Origin of the sequence: Algoriphagus algorifonticola, from assembly GCF_007655305.1 — a bacterium.
In the GTDB taxonomy this organism is placed as follows: domain Bacteria; phylum Bacteroidota; class Bacteroidia; order Cytophagales; family Cyclobacteriaceae; genus Algoriphagus; species Algoriphagus algorifonticola.
Genome location: NZ_VLOG01000039.1, coordinates 266,210 through 281,173 on the forward strand (window position 1 = coordinate 266,210; position 14,964 = coordinate 281,173).

The following is a 14,964-nucleotide window of genomic DNA, read 5'->3' on the forward strand; positions in this document are numbered from 1 at the left end:
GAATAGTTCGAAAATCTAGGATTTTGAGGAAAATCGGCCTAATATGGTCCTTTTAAAATAAATTAGAAATGACAGGTTCATCTGTCTGATAAACAAAAAGATAAGAATGGGAGACATTATTATTTCCTTTGCAAATTGGATATGGGGTACACCCATGTTGATTTTATTGATGGGTGGCGGTATGATTTTGTTGTTTCACTCCGGCTTTGTTCCATTCCGGAAAATTGGACATGCCATCAGCCTTCTTAGAGGAAAATATGATGATGATCTTGCTCCAGGGCAAATCACATCATTTCAAGCTCTTTCAGCCGCAATAGCCGCTACAGTAGGACTGGGAAATATCAGTGGCGTGGCGATAGCAATCAATATGGGAGGTCCAGGCGCTATTTTTTGGATGTGGGTTTCCGCATTCGTGGGAATGGCAACCAAATTTTATAGCTGTAGCCTTGCCATCATGTTTAGAGGAAAAGACACTGCCGGAGTGGTTCAAGGTGGTCCCATGTACGTGATAGAAGAGGGAATGGGGAAAAAATGGAAGTTTCTTTCCATCATTTTTTCAGTAGCCGGTGTGATAGGTCTTTTAGCAATTTTTCAAGCCAATCAATTATCTGCTGTATTCAGAGCTGTGATGCTTGAACCATCAGGAATTCCTACAGGAGAAACGACAAGGTGGATAATCGGTATTTCGATGATGTTACTTGTATCTATTGTAATTCTGGGAGGAATCCAAAGAATTGCTGTTGTAGCTTCTAAACTAGTGCCTTTTATGGTAGCTCTTTATTTTACTACTGTTTTGATAATCGTAGCGAAATATGTGGGTGACGTTCCTGAAATGTTAATCAGAATCGTGACGGATGCATTTACCGGTGAGGCAGTAGCCGGTGGGGCTGTCGGGGCTGTAATTATTACAGGAGCCAGGAGGGCCGCTTTCTCTAATGAGGCGGGAATTGGTACAGCACCAATGGTTCATGGTGCATCTAAAAACAGAGAACCCATAAGAGAAGGTTTGATAGCAATGTTAGGGCCTTTCATCGATACAATTGTAGTTTGTACCTTGACAGCGCTTGTGATTATGCTGACAGGTGTTTGGCAAAGTACAGAAGCTGATGGAGTAAGGCTTACTTTAAATGCTTTTGAAACGGCCTTGCCCGGAATCGGTAAATACCTGTTAATGACTGCAGTGCTAATCTTTGCCCTTTCAACTATGTTTACCTACTCTTACTATGGGCATAAGTGTTTCAATTACCTTTTTGGTGCCAAAAAAGCGGACTTTTACAATTATTTCTATTTGATTACGATTGTAATGGGAGCTGTAGCTTCTTTAGAAGTTGTGGTGAGTTTGGTAGATGGAATGTATGCGATCATGGCAATTCCAACGATGATTTCTACCATATATCTGGCACCAAAAGTTAAAGCAGCTGCAAAAGATTATTTCGCAAGAATGAAAGCTGAAAAATGAAAGTCTTGATTGCCCCGAATGCTTTTAAAGGTACCTTGAGCGCTGAAGAAGCCGGGGCAATCATCGCTTCATTTTGTGATAAAAATTATTCAGGCCTTCAAACTCAAGTGATCCCTATAGCTGATGGAGGCGATGGAACCTGTAATCTCCTTAGTAAATTTTTAAATCTAGAGCAGGTAAATGCCTGGACTTTAGATCCAATTGGGAGACCAAGGATAGGTTTTTTTGGCTTTGAAAAAGCCTCTAAAAAAGCATACCTGGATGTTTCAACAGCTTCAGGAATTGCATTAATAGGTGACAGTCAAAAAAATCCTTGGGTAACTTCTACTTTTGGAACAGGCCTTTTGATTAGAAAAGCCATAAGGATGGGGGCCAAGGAGATTATTCTAGGCTTAGGTGGAAGTGCTACAGTAGACTTAGGGTTGGGGATTCTTCAGGCCTTAGGATTTGTCTTTCTGGATCAAAATGGAAGAGAGGTTTTACCCTTCACTGATCAAGTTCAGCAGGCTATTAGTCATATTCAAAGTCCAGTTCCCATGCCTAATATCCACTTTACTTGCTTGTGTGATGTACGAAATCAATTTTTTGGGAATAATGGAGCTATTCCGGTTTTTGGCCCTCAAAAGGGTTTGAAATCTGAAGAGTTGAGCACCTTTGAAGTCTCCTCAGAAAAGAATGTTACCCTACTTTTTAAAAAAGCCAAAAAGGAGTTTGTAGATAGATCTGGATTTGGAGCGGCTGGAGGGATTGCTTTGGGCTTATCAGCGTTTTTTAATACAGATATTGAATTTGGTTCCCCCTATTTTTTTGAAAGAATAGGCTTAGAAGATCTTATCAAAGAAAGTGATTGGGTGATTACAGGAGAAGGGAGGTATGATGCTCAGTCAGAAGATGGAAAGGCTTGTTTCGAACTTTTGAAACTTTGTCGGAAGCATGGTAAAAAATCAGTTTTGATCAGTTCCGGGGAGGAGGGGGAAAAAGCAGGGTTCGACCATTTTGTTAAGCTCGAAGATCTAGATTTTTTGTCCCAAAGTTTGAAAAATGATGCTGAGACAGCGCTATTAAAAAGTTTATCTCTTCAATTAGATCTACAATAAAAAAGGAGGCTTAGCCTCCTTTTTAAATGTATAAATCTTGTGTGATTAATCCTTCTTGCTTTTTGAGAAAGTACTTCTAGCATCAATTGCGGAAAGACCTGCACCTAGTCCGATTAGAATGCAAACGATCAAAATGAACAACTGTGCTCCTGAGGCAATTGGTGAAGTGAATATATCAAGTAGAATCATAATTTTATTGGTATATAATGATGGCCCGAAGATACTTTCAAAGAAGGAAAATACCAACATAAAGGCACCACAATTATGGTTTAGTCTAAATCGTCTTCGAAATCATCTTCGAAGTCCTCGTCGAATTCATCGTCTTCGTCGAAGTCCATGATGTTGTCATCTACAAATTCATTTTCCTCATCGAGATCGTATTCGTCCTCGAAATCAGAATCGAAATCATCTTCGTCTTCGATATCATCGAAGTCATCGAAATCGTCGTCAAATTCCTCCATAGTTGTTTGTTAAAGGGCACTTAGTTTAGATTGCGCGAATTAAAATAAAATTTTATTTAGCTCAATGCATGCGAGATGAATTTTTTTTCATTTTGCTCTAAATCGAAAACAGGAGTTTGCTTTTCCCATCTTTCCCTTAATACTTGAGCCCAAGTTTCTAAGTAAAGGATGACATCATTTTTTTTGTTTTGGGAAAGATTGTTTCTGACCTCAAATGGAAGTTGGGATAAAACTTCCGGAGCTGATAATCTTTCTAAATGACCCAAATCATCTAAAGTCAACCCATAATTCAGCATATTTTCTATAATCAAATCAATAGGATAACCAGAGGTAGGACAAAACTCCAGAATCTGGTCATTCCAATCTCCTGATCTTTCCATAGCAAATCGATGTATTTCGGCTTTTGACAAACTTGTCAATTCCTGAGCAAGGTTCCCACAGTTGCAGGCACCCATGTGACCCCACTGATAGGCTGCTCCATTCTTCAACTTCTTCGCGGTTCTCTCTATAGCTGCTATTAGTTCGGCTTTAATCTCTTTCATGTGTTTATAATTTGTTTTCGAAGGTCACTACCTGTCCCGAAAATCGGGATGGAATCCCTGCCTACGGCAGGCAGGTCGCACATTTTCCCCGATACTTCGGGGCATCTCAGTGTGTGTCGTTCTCGTCGAGCTCGATTTCATCTGTTTATAATTTGTTTTTTATAGATCAGATGGAAGGCCCACGATAATCATCCTTCTTTATGATATTTTTCCTCATGGGCATTTCATATGGTTTAATTTACATAAAATTAAACTGATGAGAAATTGAAAAGTTAGAGAAAAGGCAAAAAAAAATGACCCTCTGGGTCAATTGAAGATGCTTTTGATATACTTCTTTATGAGCGGCTTTGATAAATAATCTTTTACCACCTGATACTTGCTTGCTTTATTGATATCTCTTTCGTCAACCGAGCTGCTGAGGATATAAATTTCAGCTTCGTTTTTTTGACTATCGAAATTATCGAGGAAATCCCAGCCTGTCATTTCAGGCATATTCAAATCCAAAAACAGGTAATTTGGTCTGATTTGATAGATTTCATTGAGAGCAGTTTTGGCACTTTGATACTTAAAAAACTGACATGGCTGCTTGACATTCTTGGAAATCAACTTTTCAGTCACAAATGTGCTGATAGGGTCATCATCTATTAATACTATCGTTAACATCAAAATGCAAATATTTGCGCCTGAACTACATTAAAGCTATTACAAAAGTAATATACTTTTCAATCTTCGCAAATATATTGCCAAATAAATGAGGCTGGCCTATATACTTTTTTTTGGATGAAATTTTTCTTTTCCAAGTAAAAGGTCAAAAAACAGTTTGAAATCAGAAATCAAGCTATAGCCGGGATATTGAAAAGTGGCAGGTTTATTTTTTTCAAAGAAAAAATGACCCACCCAAGCAAAGCCGTATCCTACAAATGGGATTGCAATTAGCCAGAGGTAATTTCCTGTGAAGATTGCGCCAAACAAAATCACAAATAACAAGCCTGTGCCAATAAAATGGAGGATCCTACAAGTTGGATTTTGATGCTCTGAGAGGTAATAAGGATAAAATTCATTCAAGGATTTATAGCGCTTTTCCATTTTATTTAGAATTTATTAGTACGTCAGTTATAAATCTCTCAAGAATCTTGTCTGTAGTTTTCAGCACTTTTCTTTCCTTGAATTTAGCACTTTGAACCTCTGTAACACCCGTTAGGGTCATCAAAAACTTATCTTTTTTCGGGTCAATAAAATCTACTATCACTTGAAGAAGCTCATAGCTACTGGATTTTACAGGTGTATTGAAAGAGGAGTAAGGATTGAAAGTCCAAGGATCCCAAACTCTATATCCCCAGAATGGCATAGGGTAATTGAAATTATTGATTTCCCTCATCCTTTGGTCCTCGTTTGATGTATACCGAATGACTAAATCAGGTTTTGTCCTGTCATATACCATGCCCTGAGCCTCTAGCGCCTCTCTCAAATGGTCCTGAACTTTCTCATCCAATAATTGAGCACTGAACCCTCGCATATTCACCTCTTGGTTGATAATGACAAAGGATTTGTAGTTTGATACAGGAGCAATCTCCGTGTTCTCTTTGAAAATATCTATTGAACTACATGAGCATAGCCCAATGGCTAAAATGCAGATAATGTGTATGGATATTTTTGATAAACTCATGAATATTTCTTTTTAGCTCAAAACGACGAAGCTGCTTAAAAGTTGAATATGTATAATATTTGACAAATTTTGGAAGGTTTCTGTTCTAATTTTGTTCCTACCTCACCTTTAGTAGTATTTTTGAGCAAATTATTAATTATGAGTAAACCCGATTTTGACGATATTTTTATGGAGCTGGCAGTAAACCTTGCCAAACGCTCTCATTGCATCAAAAAACACGTAGGCGCAGTTTTGACAAAGGATACCAGAATTATCTCCATCGGGTATAATGGTCCTCCTGCTGGCACCCACAACTGTGATGTTGAATTTCCGGAAAATGGTTGTGCTAGAGATAGTAAGGGAAGTTGTTCCCTGGCTTTGCATGCTGAGCAAAATGCCATTCTTTATGCTGTAAAAAATAATACATCCGTGGAAGGGTCTACTTTATATGTGACTTTAGCACCCTGCTTGCCCTGTGCGCGGATTATTTTCTCCATGGGGATCTCCAAAGTTGTTTACCTATTTTCCTATGCTGAATACAAAGGAATTGGGGTAGATGAAGGAGTTGAATTTTTGAAGAAATTTGGCGTTAGCGTAGAGCGTTATCAAAAAGAACTGGAGGTTCAGGATAGCCTGATTTAGAGGAAATTTACCTCCGGGTGTAATTCCACTCCAAACTTTTCCCGAACAGAAGCACGTATTTCCTGTGAAAGTTCAGCAATTGCTTTTCCGTCTCCATTGCCATGATTGACGAGTACTAAGGCTTGCTTATCATGAACACCTATATTACCTACTCTTTTTCCTTTCCAGCCAGCTTTTTCTATCAACCATCCGGCTGCTAATTTCATACCCTCAGAAACTGGGTAGGCCGGGATTTCAGGGAATTCGCTTTTCAGTTTTTCAAAGAATTCCAAGTCTATTGTAGGGTTTTTGAAAAATGAGCCAGCGTTTCCAATTTTTTCAGGGTCCGGTAGCTTGGATTGACGGATTGCAATTACGGCATCTGAAATGGCTTTTATGCTGAGGTCTCTGACTCCTTTTTCTGCTAAAACATCTCTAATAATGCCATATTCAGTATGAAATACAGGTTTTTTGGAAAGCTTGAATGTGACATAGCAAATGACATAAACATCCTTCAATTTATGCTTGAAAACGCTTTCTCTGTATCCAAATTCACATTGCTCGGCATCAAAAATTTCTACTTCTCCGGTAGTTCTATTGAGAGCCTTAAGGCTATGAAATACGTCTTTGAGTTCCACGCCATAAGCACCTATATTTTGCATGGGAGAAGCTCCAACTGTTCCGGGAATTAGCGACAGGTTTTCAATTCCAGCCCAGTCATTCTGAATAGTGTACAGAACCCATTCATGCCAGTTTTCTCCAGCTCCAACTTCAACCAAAACATGATCCTCAGTCTCCTTTAGTAACTCAATTCCTTTGATTTCAATTTTGATAATCAAGGCCTCCAGATCCTCAGTCAATAAAATATTGCTGCCTCCACCAAGAAATATGGTTCCAAGCTCATTTCTTTTTGCATAAGCCAAGGCTTCTTTCAAATCTGAAATGGAGGTAACGATGACAAAAAATCTAGCTTTTTTATCAATACCAAAGGTGTTGTAGGGCTGAAGGGAAATGTTTTCTTGTATCTTCATAGCGGAATCAAAGATGCGAAATAAAGAAGTTTTGTTTGGAATAGAAATTTATTATTCCTTTCCCTTACTATGAAAGAGTTTCAGATCAACGGTGTCAAGATCAGACAAGGTCAGGCAGTGAATATTGAATTGCCAATTGCAAAATTACCCACACATACATTAATTGATTTACCGATTTTCATCAGGTCTGCCAAAGAGGAGGGACCTGTAGTATTGGTTAGTGGGGGAGTTCATGGGGATGAAATCAATGGAATAATTACAGCCAAACGGATATTGGAAGAGATAGACAATGGTCTGGAGTTATTGAGGGGTACGCTGATTATCATTCCTCTAGTTAACATCTATGGTTTTCTTTCAAACAGTAGAACCTTTCCAGATGGACGAGATTTAAATAGGAGTTTTCCCGGTAGCAAAAAGGGCTCTTTAGCTGGGAGAATAGCCTACATCCTCAACGAGCAAATTATTCCCCACATAGATTATGGAATTGATTTTCATACCGGTGGAAGAATGCTGACCAATCACCCCCAAATTAGGGTCGATTTTCAGGATAAAAAGGCGATTGAATTAGCCATGGCTTTCGGGACTCATTTTGTAGTTAATTCTAAGTTGATTGAGAAATCATTCCGAAAAGCTGCTTTTAAAGCCAAAAAGCATCTTCTGGTTTTTGAAGGCGGAGAATCCATGAGGATAGATGAATTGTCTACTGACGAAGGAGTAGCGGGAATCAAGCGTATGCTATTTCATTTGGACATGTTGGAAAGTGGTCCTGAAAAGAAGGAAACCGTTATATTACAAAGTAGTGACTGGATAAGAGCACGATCTTCAGGGATTTTCAACTCCTCTGTTCGCTTGGGTGATGAGGTTAAAAAAGGTCAGGTTGTCGCTAGGATTTCAGATCCTTATGGACATATCAAAATCCCCATCAAAGCTCCCTCCAATGGATATGTGATAGGTATCAATAATCTTCCGGTAATTAATGTAGGAGAAGCACTGATTCATTTGGGGAAAGCCTAAGTATTTTTTTATATTAGAAAAACCAATAACTACCCGTTTTTAATGAGACTTTTAGACGATTACAGGAGGATTCGAACCCACTCGATTTACCTTTGCTCCGACTTGATTACTGAGGATTTTAGCCTGCAAGCGTCGGAAGAAGTAAGTCCGCCTAAGTGGCATTTGGCACATACTTCCTGGTTTTTTGAGCAATTTATTTTAGTTAAATACGCTGAAAAATACAGGGTTAAGCATCCTCATTTCAACTTTCTATTTAATTCTTACTACAATGCTATGGGGCAAAGAACTGCCAGAAATCAGCGTGGCTTGATCACGAGACCATCAGTAGAAGAAGTGAAAGAATACAGGAAATATGTGGATCAAGCCATGGAAGGATTGATTAGAAAAGATAATCCTGAGATTAATGAATTGATTATTCTTGGATTGAATCATGAGCAGCAGCATCAGGAGCTTTTGCTGACTGATTTGAAATACAGCTTTTGGTTTAATCCTTTGGATCCTATTGTCATGGATATTGATGAATATCCGCATGAAGAGAAATCTCAGTGGATTGAGATGGATGAAGGAATTTACCAAATAGGTTACGAGGGTGATTCTTTTTGTTTTGACAATGAGTTAGGCAGACATAAAGTTTATCTACATCCTTATGCTATCTCATCTGCATTGGTGACTAATGGAGAATATTTGGAGTTTATAAAATCTGGAGCTTATTCTGAGCCAAGATATTGGCATGATGAAGGTTGGGCTTGGGTGAAAGAAAATAATATTGAAGCCCCCTTATATTGGGAAAAACAAAATAATACATGGACCTATTATACTTTAAACGGGAGGAAGTTTCTGGATCCCAAAGCAAGTCTATCTCATGTAAGCTTTTATGAGGCATCAGCTTTTGCCAGTTGGAAAGGCATGCGTTTGCCTACTGAATTTGAATGGGAAGCTGCTCAGGAAAAATTCAATTGGGGAAATAGATGGGAGTGGACCAACTCTGCCTACTTGCCTTATCCGGGATTTACCATAGCACCCGGGGCATTAGGAGAGTATAATGGTAAATTTATGGTTAATCAAATGGTTTTAAAAGGTGCATCCGTGGCTACACCTGAAGGGCATTCAAGACCGACATATAGAAACTTTTTTCATCCTAAATACAGATGGCAGTTTATGGGCATTCGCCTAGCCAAATCACTTTAAAGCTTATGAATGAAATTAAAAATGCATCTGAAACTTTTCTTCAGGATGTAATCAATGGGTTAACACAAAATCCAAAATCTCTGTCCTCCAAATACTTTTATGATGCAGCAGGGGATAAGCTCTTTCAAAAAATTATGGGGCTTTCGGAATACTATTTGACCAGGAAAGAATTTGAAATCTTTGAAAATCAGCATGCTGCCATATTTGGAAAGATCTTGAGATACTCCCAGGATTTCAACTTGGTAGAACTAGGGGCCGGAGATGGAATGAAAACCAAAATCCTGCTTAGATATCTACGATCTAAGCCGGAAATCAACTTTACGTATTTCCCTGTTGATATTTCCGGTTCAGTTTTACAGGAATTAAAGGATAATTTGGAAAGTGAATTACCCGAAATAGATGTTCATCCCATTCAAAATACCTACAGAAATGCTATGAAGGAAAGAGTTTGGGAAAATGGAAAACCTTCCCTAATCCTTTTTTTGGGGTCTAATATTGGCAATTTCTCTTTGAATGAATCCAAAGATGTCCTTCTTCATGTAGCTCAAGGTACCCAAACGCATGATTGGCTATTATTGGGAGTGGATCTAAAGAAAGATCCATCCATCATTTTGCAGGCTTACAATGATAAACAGGGCGTTACTAGAGATTTTAACCTCAATTTATTAAAAAGAATCAATAGAGAGTTGGATGCCAATTTTGATTTGGAGCAATTTACACATTGGCCAATGTATGATCCACTTACAGGGGAATGCAGAAGTTATTTGATTTCCCAAAAAGAACAATTGGTAACTATTGGTGCTGCCAATAAACTCATTCGATTTGAGGCTTTTGAACCTATTTTCACTGAAATAAGCAGAAAATTCAGTGAGTCCGAAATCAGTCAATTGGCTTCAGAATGTGGATTTAAAGTCGTGGACTTTTTTACTGATTCTGAAAATTACTTCACGGATGTCCTGTGGCAAAGGATATAAAAAAAGCAACACCAAGAAGCGTTGCTTTTTTTATAATCAATGTGGCTTATTAAGAAAAATAGCGCTTTAATCCTTCCAGTTTGTCTTCTAATTGAGATTCTACTTTTCGGTAATCTGATGTACTTGCCAAAGGGGAATGAACAGAGAAGTAATATTTGATTTTGGGCTCCGTCCCTGAAGGCCTAGCTGATATCTTACTTCCGTCTTCTAAGTAAAACTGCATTACATTGGAGGAATCCATATCCAACTTTTCTGTCTTACCAGATTTGACATGTTTGATTATGCCTTCCTTTACATCAATGATTTTTTCTACGGACACTCCATTCATTTCTTTCGGAGGGTTGAGTCTGAAATCCATCATCAAAGCCTGGATTTGTTCTGCTCCATCTTTTCCCTTTTTGGTTACAGAAATCAAAGCTTCTTTATAGAATTCGAATTGCTGGTAAACTTCTGCTAATACATCAAATACTGATTTTCCTTGAGTTTTGTAATAGGCAATCGCTTCAGCAACCATCGCGCAGGCACTTACTCCATCTTTATCTCTCACGAAGTCTCCTACCAAATAGCCATAGGACTCTTCCCCACCACCAACGAAGGTTTCTTTTCCTTCCAACTCACGGATAATAGCTGCAATATTTTTAAAACCTGTTAAAACATTAAAGCATTTCACACCGAAGCCCTCTGCTAAGCGATTGATTAGCTCTGTGGTTACAATGGTATTCACCATAAATTGATTTCCATCCAGCTTTCCAGCATCTTTCCATTTGCTGAGGAGATAGTAGGTAAGTAGAGTACCGGTTTGATTACCATTGAGCAATTCAAACTCGCCTTTTTCATTAGGTACTACAGCCGCATATCTATCTCCGTCTGGATCACATGCCAAAATCAGATCAGCATTGACCTTCTTTCCTAACTCCACAGACAATGTCAAAGCTTCAGCTTCCTCAGGGTTAGGATAGATTACAGTTGGGAAAGTCCCATCTGGCTCAGCTTGCTCTTTGACTATATTTACATTCGAGAACCCAAAGGTTTTTAGGGCTGCTGGCACCATTTTTCCTGAAGCCCCATGAATAGGAGAAAACACGATAGATAAATCCTTCTGAGCTTGAATCGCCTTTGGAGATAAACTCAATCCTTTGACTTTATCCAGATAAATTTGATCAAAATCCTCTTCTATGTATTCAAATAGATCATCAATCTTATCCCAGTTTACCAAATCAAAAGAGGTGATTTTCTGAACTTCCTTGATGATATTTTTATCATGGGGTGCTACGACTTGTGCTCCATCTTCCCAATATGCCTTATAGCCATTGTACTCCTTTGGATTATGGGAAGCTGTAATCATCACGCCACTTTTGCATGAAAAATGCCTCACAGCGAATGAAAGCATTGGGGTCGGTCGCATTTCCCGGAAGTAATACACCTTGATGCCGTTGGCTGTTAAAACATCGGCAGTGGTTTTAGCGAAAAGAGTATTATTGATCCTGCTGTCATGGGTGATCGCAACAGCTATATCTTCATTGGGAAAGCATTTTATTAAATAATTGGCCAAGCCTTGGGTAGCCATCCCAACGGTGTAGACATTCATTCGGTTGGTTCCTACTCCCATTAACCCCCGAAGTCCCCCTGTACCAAACTCTAGGTCTTGGTAAAAGGAATCAATAAGTTCAGTTGGATTCTCTGTCTGAAGCTTTTTAATAGCATCTTTTGATTTCTGGTCTATGTTACCATCGAGCCATGCCTGTGCCCGCACTAAGATTGAAGGGTCTATAGAAGTCATTTTTTTTTAAAAATTATAGCTTGATTCTAAGATATGGAAAATGTGAAAAAATGCCATTCAATTTTTGAAATTGATCGAAACATAGCCTGTCTATAAGAATGAAAAACGCCTCCTAATTTTTAAATGGATAGATAAAGTTTAATTTAGAGTCTGAAATAGCTTCACCCAAATGAATTAACTAATGGCAAAAGCCTCAAAACTTTATTTCGTTTTATTCTTAATCATGTTTGCTTCTTTTACTGCAAAGGATTTAAAAGAAGAGGAAACTATTGTTGTTAGGGAATCTACAGTGGATCTTCAGATTCGTGTAGGAGAAAAAATATTTGTCTTCGGAAAAGCGAATGGGAATTTGGAAAAAGTCAAGGTGGGTATGAATGTGCTCACATTTGCTCAAGTTCCAAAAATCGAAGGAGTCAGTAGTATCTATCAGAATTTTACCTGGAAAAGAAATTCCAACGGTAGTATACAAATCCAATCTAATTATAAGCCAGGACCTGTTACTTTAACTTGGACTATATTTTCCAATGGTCAATTGAAAATGGAAGCCAATGGATATATAGACCAAACTCAAGATCTTATCGGGCTCAGCTTTGATTACCAAGTTTCTCAATTGAAAGAGGTGAGCTGGCTAAACTCGAAAAATTTGAGCGGAAGCTTTTTTTTAGAAAATGAGGCTAATGATGCTGCTATGGACGGCAAAAATATTTTGGAACTTCCTGAATTCCATAAAGTTAAATTGAATTTCGAATATGTTGGGGTGGAGATAAAATCGGAAAACCCAAGTATTGAACTCAATATGGGGCCGGTTTCTAAAGATGATCTAATGGGTTGGCAATCTGATATTAGCTTTCTGTCGATAGGTAAAAGAGAGCTGGCAAAAGAAAATATTTTGAGTGCTCCAGGTAAAGATTCTGAAAATTTAAAAACAAATACAGACAGAAAAATTGGACCTATGATACTATGGTTTGATTTTCATTAAACAATCCACTTATGCGCTCTAGTCTTTTTTTGATTTTATTGTTTAGTTGTACATATGCCTTTGGGCAGGCTAATTTTTTAAAGACTCCCTGGACGGATCAAGTTAGCTCGGATGCGCCTTTACAGGATTACCCAAGGCCTCAGTTAGTTCGTTCAGAGTGGCAGAATCTGAATGGACCCTGGGATTACAGCATTCTTCCAAAAGGCAGTTTGCCAGAGATTGGATTTGTTGGGAAAATCATCGTGCCTTTTCCTGTAGAATCTTACTTGTCTGGAGTTCAGCAACCCGTTGGTCCGGATAATGAAATTTGGTATCAAAAAGACTTCGAATTGGCTCTTAAATCCAATAAGAAAAGAATATTGCTGCATTTTGGAGCTGTTGACTGGGAGTCAGAAATTTGGGTGAATGGGAAATCGCTTGGTATACATAGAGGAGGGTTTGACTCATTTTCTTATGATATCACCGATCATTTAGAGCCAGGAAAAAAACAGCAAATCAGAGTTAGAGTGTGGGATCCAAGTGATTCCGGTCCACAGCCAAGAGGAAAGCAAGTTAAAAACCCAAGAGGAATTTGGTATACACCGGTCACTGGAATTTGGCAAACCGTATGGTTAGAGTCAGTTCCTAAATCTTATATCTCTGAGACTTTTTCTGTTTCCAATTTTGAGCAAAAAACTCAAGTTTTTCATACTAGCGTAATTGAATCTAAACCCGGGCAGAAGGTTGAAATTCAATTGACCAATCAAGGCGTGCTAATTGCCTCTGGATCTAATTTTGTTGGTGAGCCTATTCAACTAAAATTGGAAAATCCAATTCCATGGTCTCCTCAGCAACCACATTTGTATGATGTTAAAATTAAATTACTTGATGGGAGCAAGGTCATTGATGAAGTCAGTTCATATGCCGCTTTTAGAGAGGTCAAAATGGCTAAAGCTCGAGACGGGCATCAGCGAATTTTTTTAAATGGAGAACCTTTATTTCAATATGGACCTTTAGACCAAGGCTGGTGGCCGGATGGATTGTATACTGCGCCAACCGATGAAGCTTTAGCTTTTGATATAGAAAAAACCAAGGAAATGGGCTTCAACATGATCCGGAAGCATGTTAAAGTGGAGCCCGCTAGGTGGTATTACCATGCTGACAAATTAGGAATGCTAGTTTGGCAAGATATGCCTTCTGGAGACATGGGGAATAAATGGGAGATAAGACCTGGAGTGATTCGAGAAGGTACTTCCAAAGAAAGAAATGGAGAGTCTGAGTCAATTTTTAAGACTGAGTGGACTGAAATCATTCAAGAATTCAAATTCTTCCCTTCCATTGTTGTTTGGGTTCCTTTCAATGAAGCATGGGGCCAGTTTAAAACTGCTGAAATCGTAGATTTAACCAGAAAATTGGATCTAACCCGCTTGATAAATTCTGCCAGTGGGGGAAATTTTGAATGGGAGAATCCTAAGGAAGCCGACCTAGTGGGAGATATTTTAGATTTACATAATTATCCCGACCCTGTTATGCCAGATCCAACTTTATTTGGAAAGAAAAACATCTTGGTTCTTGGGGAATTTGGAGGATTGGGATTGCCGCTTGATGGTCATACTTGGCAAAATCGGGATAATTGGGGCTATCAGAGTTTTTCGGATCAAGCAGAGCTTTTTGCCAGGTACAGTCTTTTGATGGAGGATCTTAAAGAATTTATTCCTAAAGGATTAGCTGCGGCTATTTATACCCAAACTACAGACGTTGAAGTAGAAGTAAATGGATTAATGACCTATGATAGACAGGTATTCAAATTTGACCTGAATGCTCTAAAGAAATTACACAGTGAACTGTATCGATAAAAAAAGGGGCTGTCTCAAAAGTGTAATTTGTCACATTGAGCGAAGTCGAAATGTAGGACATGACGATAGAAATGGCCTTCGACTCCGCTACCAATGACAGATTAAATTAAATTCCGAAATTTCACTTATTTCGAAATTTAATTCTTTGTCATGGAAATTAAGCTTTAGCTAACTTAAAGTCCTACTGCTTCTACTAAGCATTTTCTTTTTTCTCTTCGTTCTTTTGCCTTGAAGCAAAAGAACCAAAAATTCAAGACGCAGCAATGCTTCAACCGCACTAGGCCGGACGCTGGCCCGCTGCTGCGTCAGCCCACCGCGCCCTAACTAAAAAAAATTTT

The 14,964-nt window shown here is 38.6% G+C and carries 16 protein-coding genes; 8 read left to right on the forward strand and 8 right to left on the reverse strand.

Annotated elements, in window-relative coordinates; translation table 11 throughout:
- Window positions 1–106 precede the first annotated feature (106 nt).
- Together FL972_RS09495 and FL972_RS09500 are read left to right on the forward strand one after the other, a co-directional pair.
- On the forward strand, window positions 107–1,459 hold the full coding sequence (locus FL972_RS09495) for an alanine/glycine:cation symporter family protein (protein WP_144605105.1): 1,353 nt from the start codon (window positions 107–109) through the stop codon (window positions 1,457–1,459).
- The gene (locus tag FL972_RS09500; protein ID WP_144605107.1) at window positions 1,456–2,556 is read left to right on the forward strand and encodes a glycerate kinase; all 1,101 of its coding nucleotides are present in this window, start codon (window positions 1,456–1,458) and stop codon (window positions 2,554–2,556) included. The genes FL972_RS09495 and FL972_RS09500 overlap by 4 nt, the downstream gene beginning before the upstream one ends.
- Window positions 2,557–2,601: 45 nt before the next feature.
- Here the strand turns inward: FL972_RS09500 and FL972_RS19415 are convergent, their stop codons facing one another.
- From FL972_RS19415 to FL972_RS09525, 6 genes are all read right to left on the reverse strand, one after another.
- Window positions 2,602–2,745, reverse strand: a complete 144-nt coding sequence (locus FL972_RS19415; protein WP_186300077.1) for a hypothetical protein — start codon at window positions 2,743–2,745, stop codon at window positions 2,602–2,604.
- Window positions 2,746–2,825: 80 nt separating this feature from the next.
- On the reverse strand, window positions 2,826–3,017 hold the full coding sequence (locus FL972_RS09505; protein ID WP_091653931.1) for a hypothetical protein: 192 nt from the start codon (window positions 3,015–3,017) through the stop codon (window positions 2,826–2,828).
- Window positions 3,018–3,073: 56 nt separating this feature from the next.
- Window positions 3,074–3,559 carry a hypothetical protein gene (locus FL972_RS09510; RefSeq protein ID WP_144605109.1) on the reverse strand — a complete coding sequence of 162 codons (486 nt, stop codon included), beginning with the start codon at window positions 3,557–3,559 and terminating at the stop codon, window positions 3,074–3,076.
- Window positions 3,560–3,865: 306 nt separating this feature from the next.
- Window positions 3,866–4,222, reverse strand: coding sequence for a response regulator (locus FL972_RS09515; protein WP_091653927.1), 357 nt, complete (start codon window positions 4,220–4,222; stop codon window positions 3,866–3,868).
- Between the two features lie 99 nt (window positions 4,223–4,321).
- Window positions 4,322–4,645 carry a DUF962 domain-containing protein gene (locus FL972_RS09520; RefSeq protein WP_144605111.1) on the reverse strand — a complete coding sequence of 108 codons (324 nt, stop codon included), beginning with the start codon at window positions 4,643–4,645 and terminating at the stop codon, window positions 4,322–4,324.
- Window position 4,646: 1 nt separating this feature from the next.
- Window positions 4,647–5,225, reverse strand: coding sequence for a DUF4136 domain-containing protein (locus FL972_RS09525; RefSeq protein WP_144605113.1), 579 nt, complete (start codon window positions 5,223–5,225; stop codon window positions 4,647–4,649).
- A 138-nt stretch (window positions 5,226–5,363) separates the two neighbouring features.
- Between FL972_RS09525 and FL972_RS09530 the strand changes: the two genes are divergently transcribed.
- The gene (locus FL972_RS09530) at window positions 5,364–5,846 is read left to right on the forward strand and encodes a deoxycytidylate deaminase (protein WP_091653922.1); all 483 of its coding nucleotides are present in this window, start codon (window positions 5,364–5,366) and stop codon (window positions 5,844–5,846) included.
- On the opposite strand, the gene murB is transcribed toward FL972_RS09530, so the two are convergent.
- On the reverse strand, window positions 5,843–6,856 hold the full coding sequence (murB, locus tag FL972_RS09535) for a UDP-N-acetylmuramate dehydrogenase (RefSeq protein ID WP_144605115.1): 1,014 nt from the start codon (window positions 6,854–6,856) through the stop codon (window positions 5,843–5,845). The genes FL972_RS09530 and murB overlap by 4 nt on opposite strands.
- Before the next feature lie 69 nt (window positions 6,857–6,925).
- Between murB and FL972_RS09540 the strand changes: the two genes are divergently transcribed.
- Genes FL972_RS09540 through egtD form a run of 3 tightly spaced genes read left to right on the forward strand, consistent with a single transcriptional unit; the run spans window position 6,926 to window position 10,032 of the window.
- On the forward strand, window positions 6,926–7,870 hold the full coding sequence (locus tag FL972_RS09540; RefSeq protein ID WP_144605117.1) for a succinylglutamate desuccinylase/aspartoacylase family protein: 945 nt from the start codon (window positions 6,926–6,928) through the stop codon (window positions 7,868–7,870).
- 42 nt (window positions 7,871–7,912) lie between these two features.
- Window positions 7,913–9,058 carry an ergothioneine biosynthesis protein EgtB gene (gene egtB / locus FL972_RS09545; protein ID WP_144605119.1) on the forward strand — a complete coding sequence of 382 codons (1,146 nt, stop codon included), beginning with the start codon at window positions 7,913–7,915 and terminating at the stop codon, window positions 9,056–9,058.
- A 5-nt stretch (window positions 9,059–9,063) separates the two neighbouring features.
- Window positions 9,064–10,032 (forward strand): L-histidine N(alpha)-methyltransferase, encoded by a 969-nt coding sequence (gene egtD / locus FL972_RS09550; protein ID WP_144605121.1) that lies wholly within the window; start codon window positions 9,064–9,066, stop codon window positions 10,030–10,032.
- Window positions 10,033–10,081: 49 nt separating this feature from the next.
- Here egtD and FL972_RS09555 read toward each other — a convergent pair whose 3' ends face one another.
- Window positions 10,082–11,812 carry a phospho-sugar mutase gene (locus FL972_RS09555; RefSeq protein WP_144605123.1) on the reverse strand — a complete coding sequence of 577 codons (1,731 nt, stop codon included), beginning with the start codon at window positions 11,810–11,812 and terminating at the stop codon, window positions 10,082–10,084.
- A gap of 181 nt (window positions 11,813–11,993) precedes the next feature.
- Here FL972_RS09555 and FL972_RS09560 point away from each other — a divergent pair, with 181 nt between their 5' ends.
- Both FL972_RS09560 and FL972_RS09565 read left to right on the forward strand, forming a co-directional pair.
- Window positions 11,994–12,791, forward strand: coding sequence for a hypothetical protein (locus FL972_RS09560; protein WP_144605125.1), 798 nt, complete (start codon window positions 11,994–11,996; stop codon window positions 12,789–12,791).
- Between the two features lie 11 nt (window positions 12,792–12,802).
- Window positions 12,803–14,626: a glycoside hydrolase family 2 protein gene (locus tag FL972_RS09565; protein ID WP_144605127.1), complete on the forward strand. Its 1,824-nt coding sequence runs from the start codon at window positions 12,803–12,805 to the stop codon at window positions 14,624–14,626.
- Window positions 14,627–14,964: the final 338 nt, after the last annotated feature.

Coding starts and splice junctions, on each gene's coding strand:
- murB (WP_144605115.1), bottom strand. CDS start 6,856: ATGAAGATACAAGAAAACATTTCCCTTCAGCCCTACAACACCTTTGGT.
- FL972_RS09500 (WP_144605107.1), top strand. CDS start 1,456: ATGAAAGTCTTGATTGCCCCGAATGCTTTTAAAGGTACCTTGAGCGCT.
- FL972_RS09530 (WP_091653922.1), top strand. CDS start 5,364: ATGAGTAAACCCGATTTTGACGATATTTTTATGGAGCTGGCAGTAAAC.
- FL972_RS09565 (WP_144605127.1), top strand. CDS start 12,803: ATGCGCTCTAGTCTTTTTTTGATTTTATTGTTTAGTTGTACATATGCC.
- FL972_RS09525 (WP_144605113.1), bottom strand. CDS start 5,225: ATGAGTTTATCAAAAATATCCATACACATTATCTGCATTTTAGCCATT.
- egtB (WP_144605119.1), top strand. CDS start 7,913: ATGAGACTTTTAGACGATTACAGGAGGATTCGAACCCACTCGATTTAC.
- FL972_RS19415 (WP_186300077.1), bottom strand. CDS start 2,745: ATGATTCTACTTGATATATTCACTTCACCAATTGCCTCAGGAGCACAG.
- FL972_RS09520 (WP_144605111.1), bottom strand. CDS start 4,645: ATGGAAAAGCGCTATAAATCCTTGAATGAATTTTATCCTTATTACCTC.
- FL972_RS09555 (WP_144605123.1), bottom strand. CDS start 11,812: ATGACTTCTATAGACCCTTCAATCTTAGTGCGGGCACAGGCATGGCTC.
- FL972_RS09510 (WP_144605109.1), bottom strand. CDS start 3,559: ATGAAAGAGATTAAAGCCGAACTAATAGCAGCTATAGAGAGAACCGCG.
- egtD (WP_144605121.1), top strand. CDS start 9,064: ATGAATGAAATTAAAAATGCATCTGAAACTTTTCTTCAGGATGTAATC.
- FL972_RS09560 (WP_144605125.1), top strand. CDS start 11,994: ATGGCAAAAGCCTCAAAACTTTATTTCGTTTTATTCTTAATCATGTTT.
- FL972_RS09495 (WP_144605105.1), top strand. CDS start 107: ATGGGAGACATTATTATTTCCTTTGCAAATTGGATATGGGGTACACCC.
- FL972_RS09515 (WP_091653927.1), bottom strand. CDS start 4,222: ATGTTAACGATAGTATTAATAGATGATGACCCTATCAGCACATTTGTG.
- FL972_RS09505 (WP_091653931.1), bottom strand. CDS start 3,017: ATGGAGGAATTTGACGACGATTTCGATGACTTCGATGATATCGAAGAC.
- FL972_RS09540 (WP_144605117.1), top strand. CDS start 6,926: ATGAAAGAGTTTCAGATCAACGGTGTCAAGATCAGACAAGGTCAGGCA.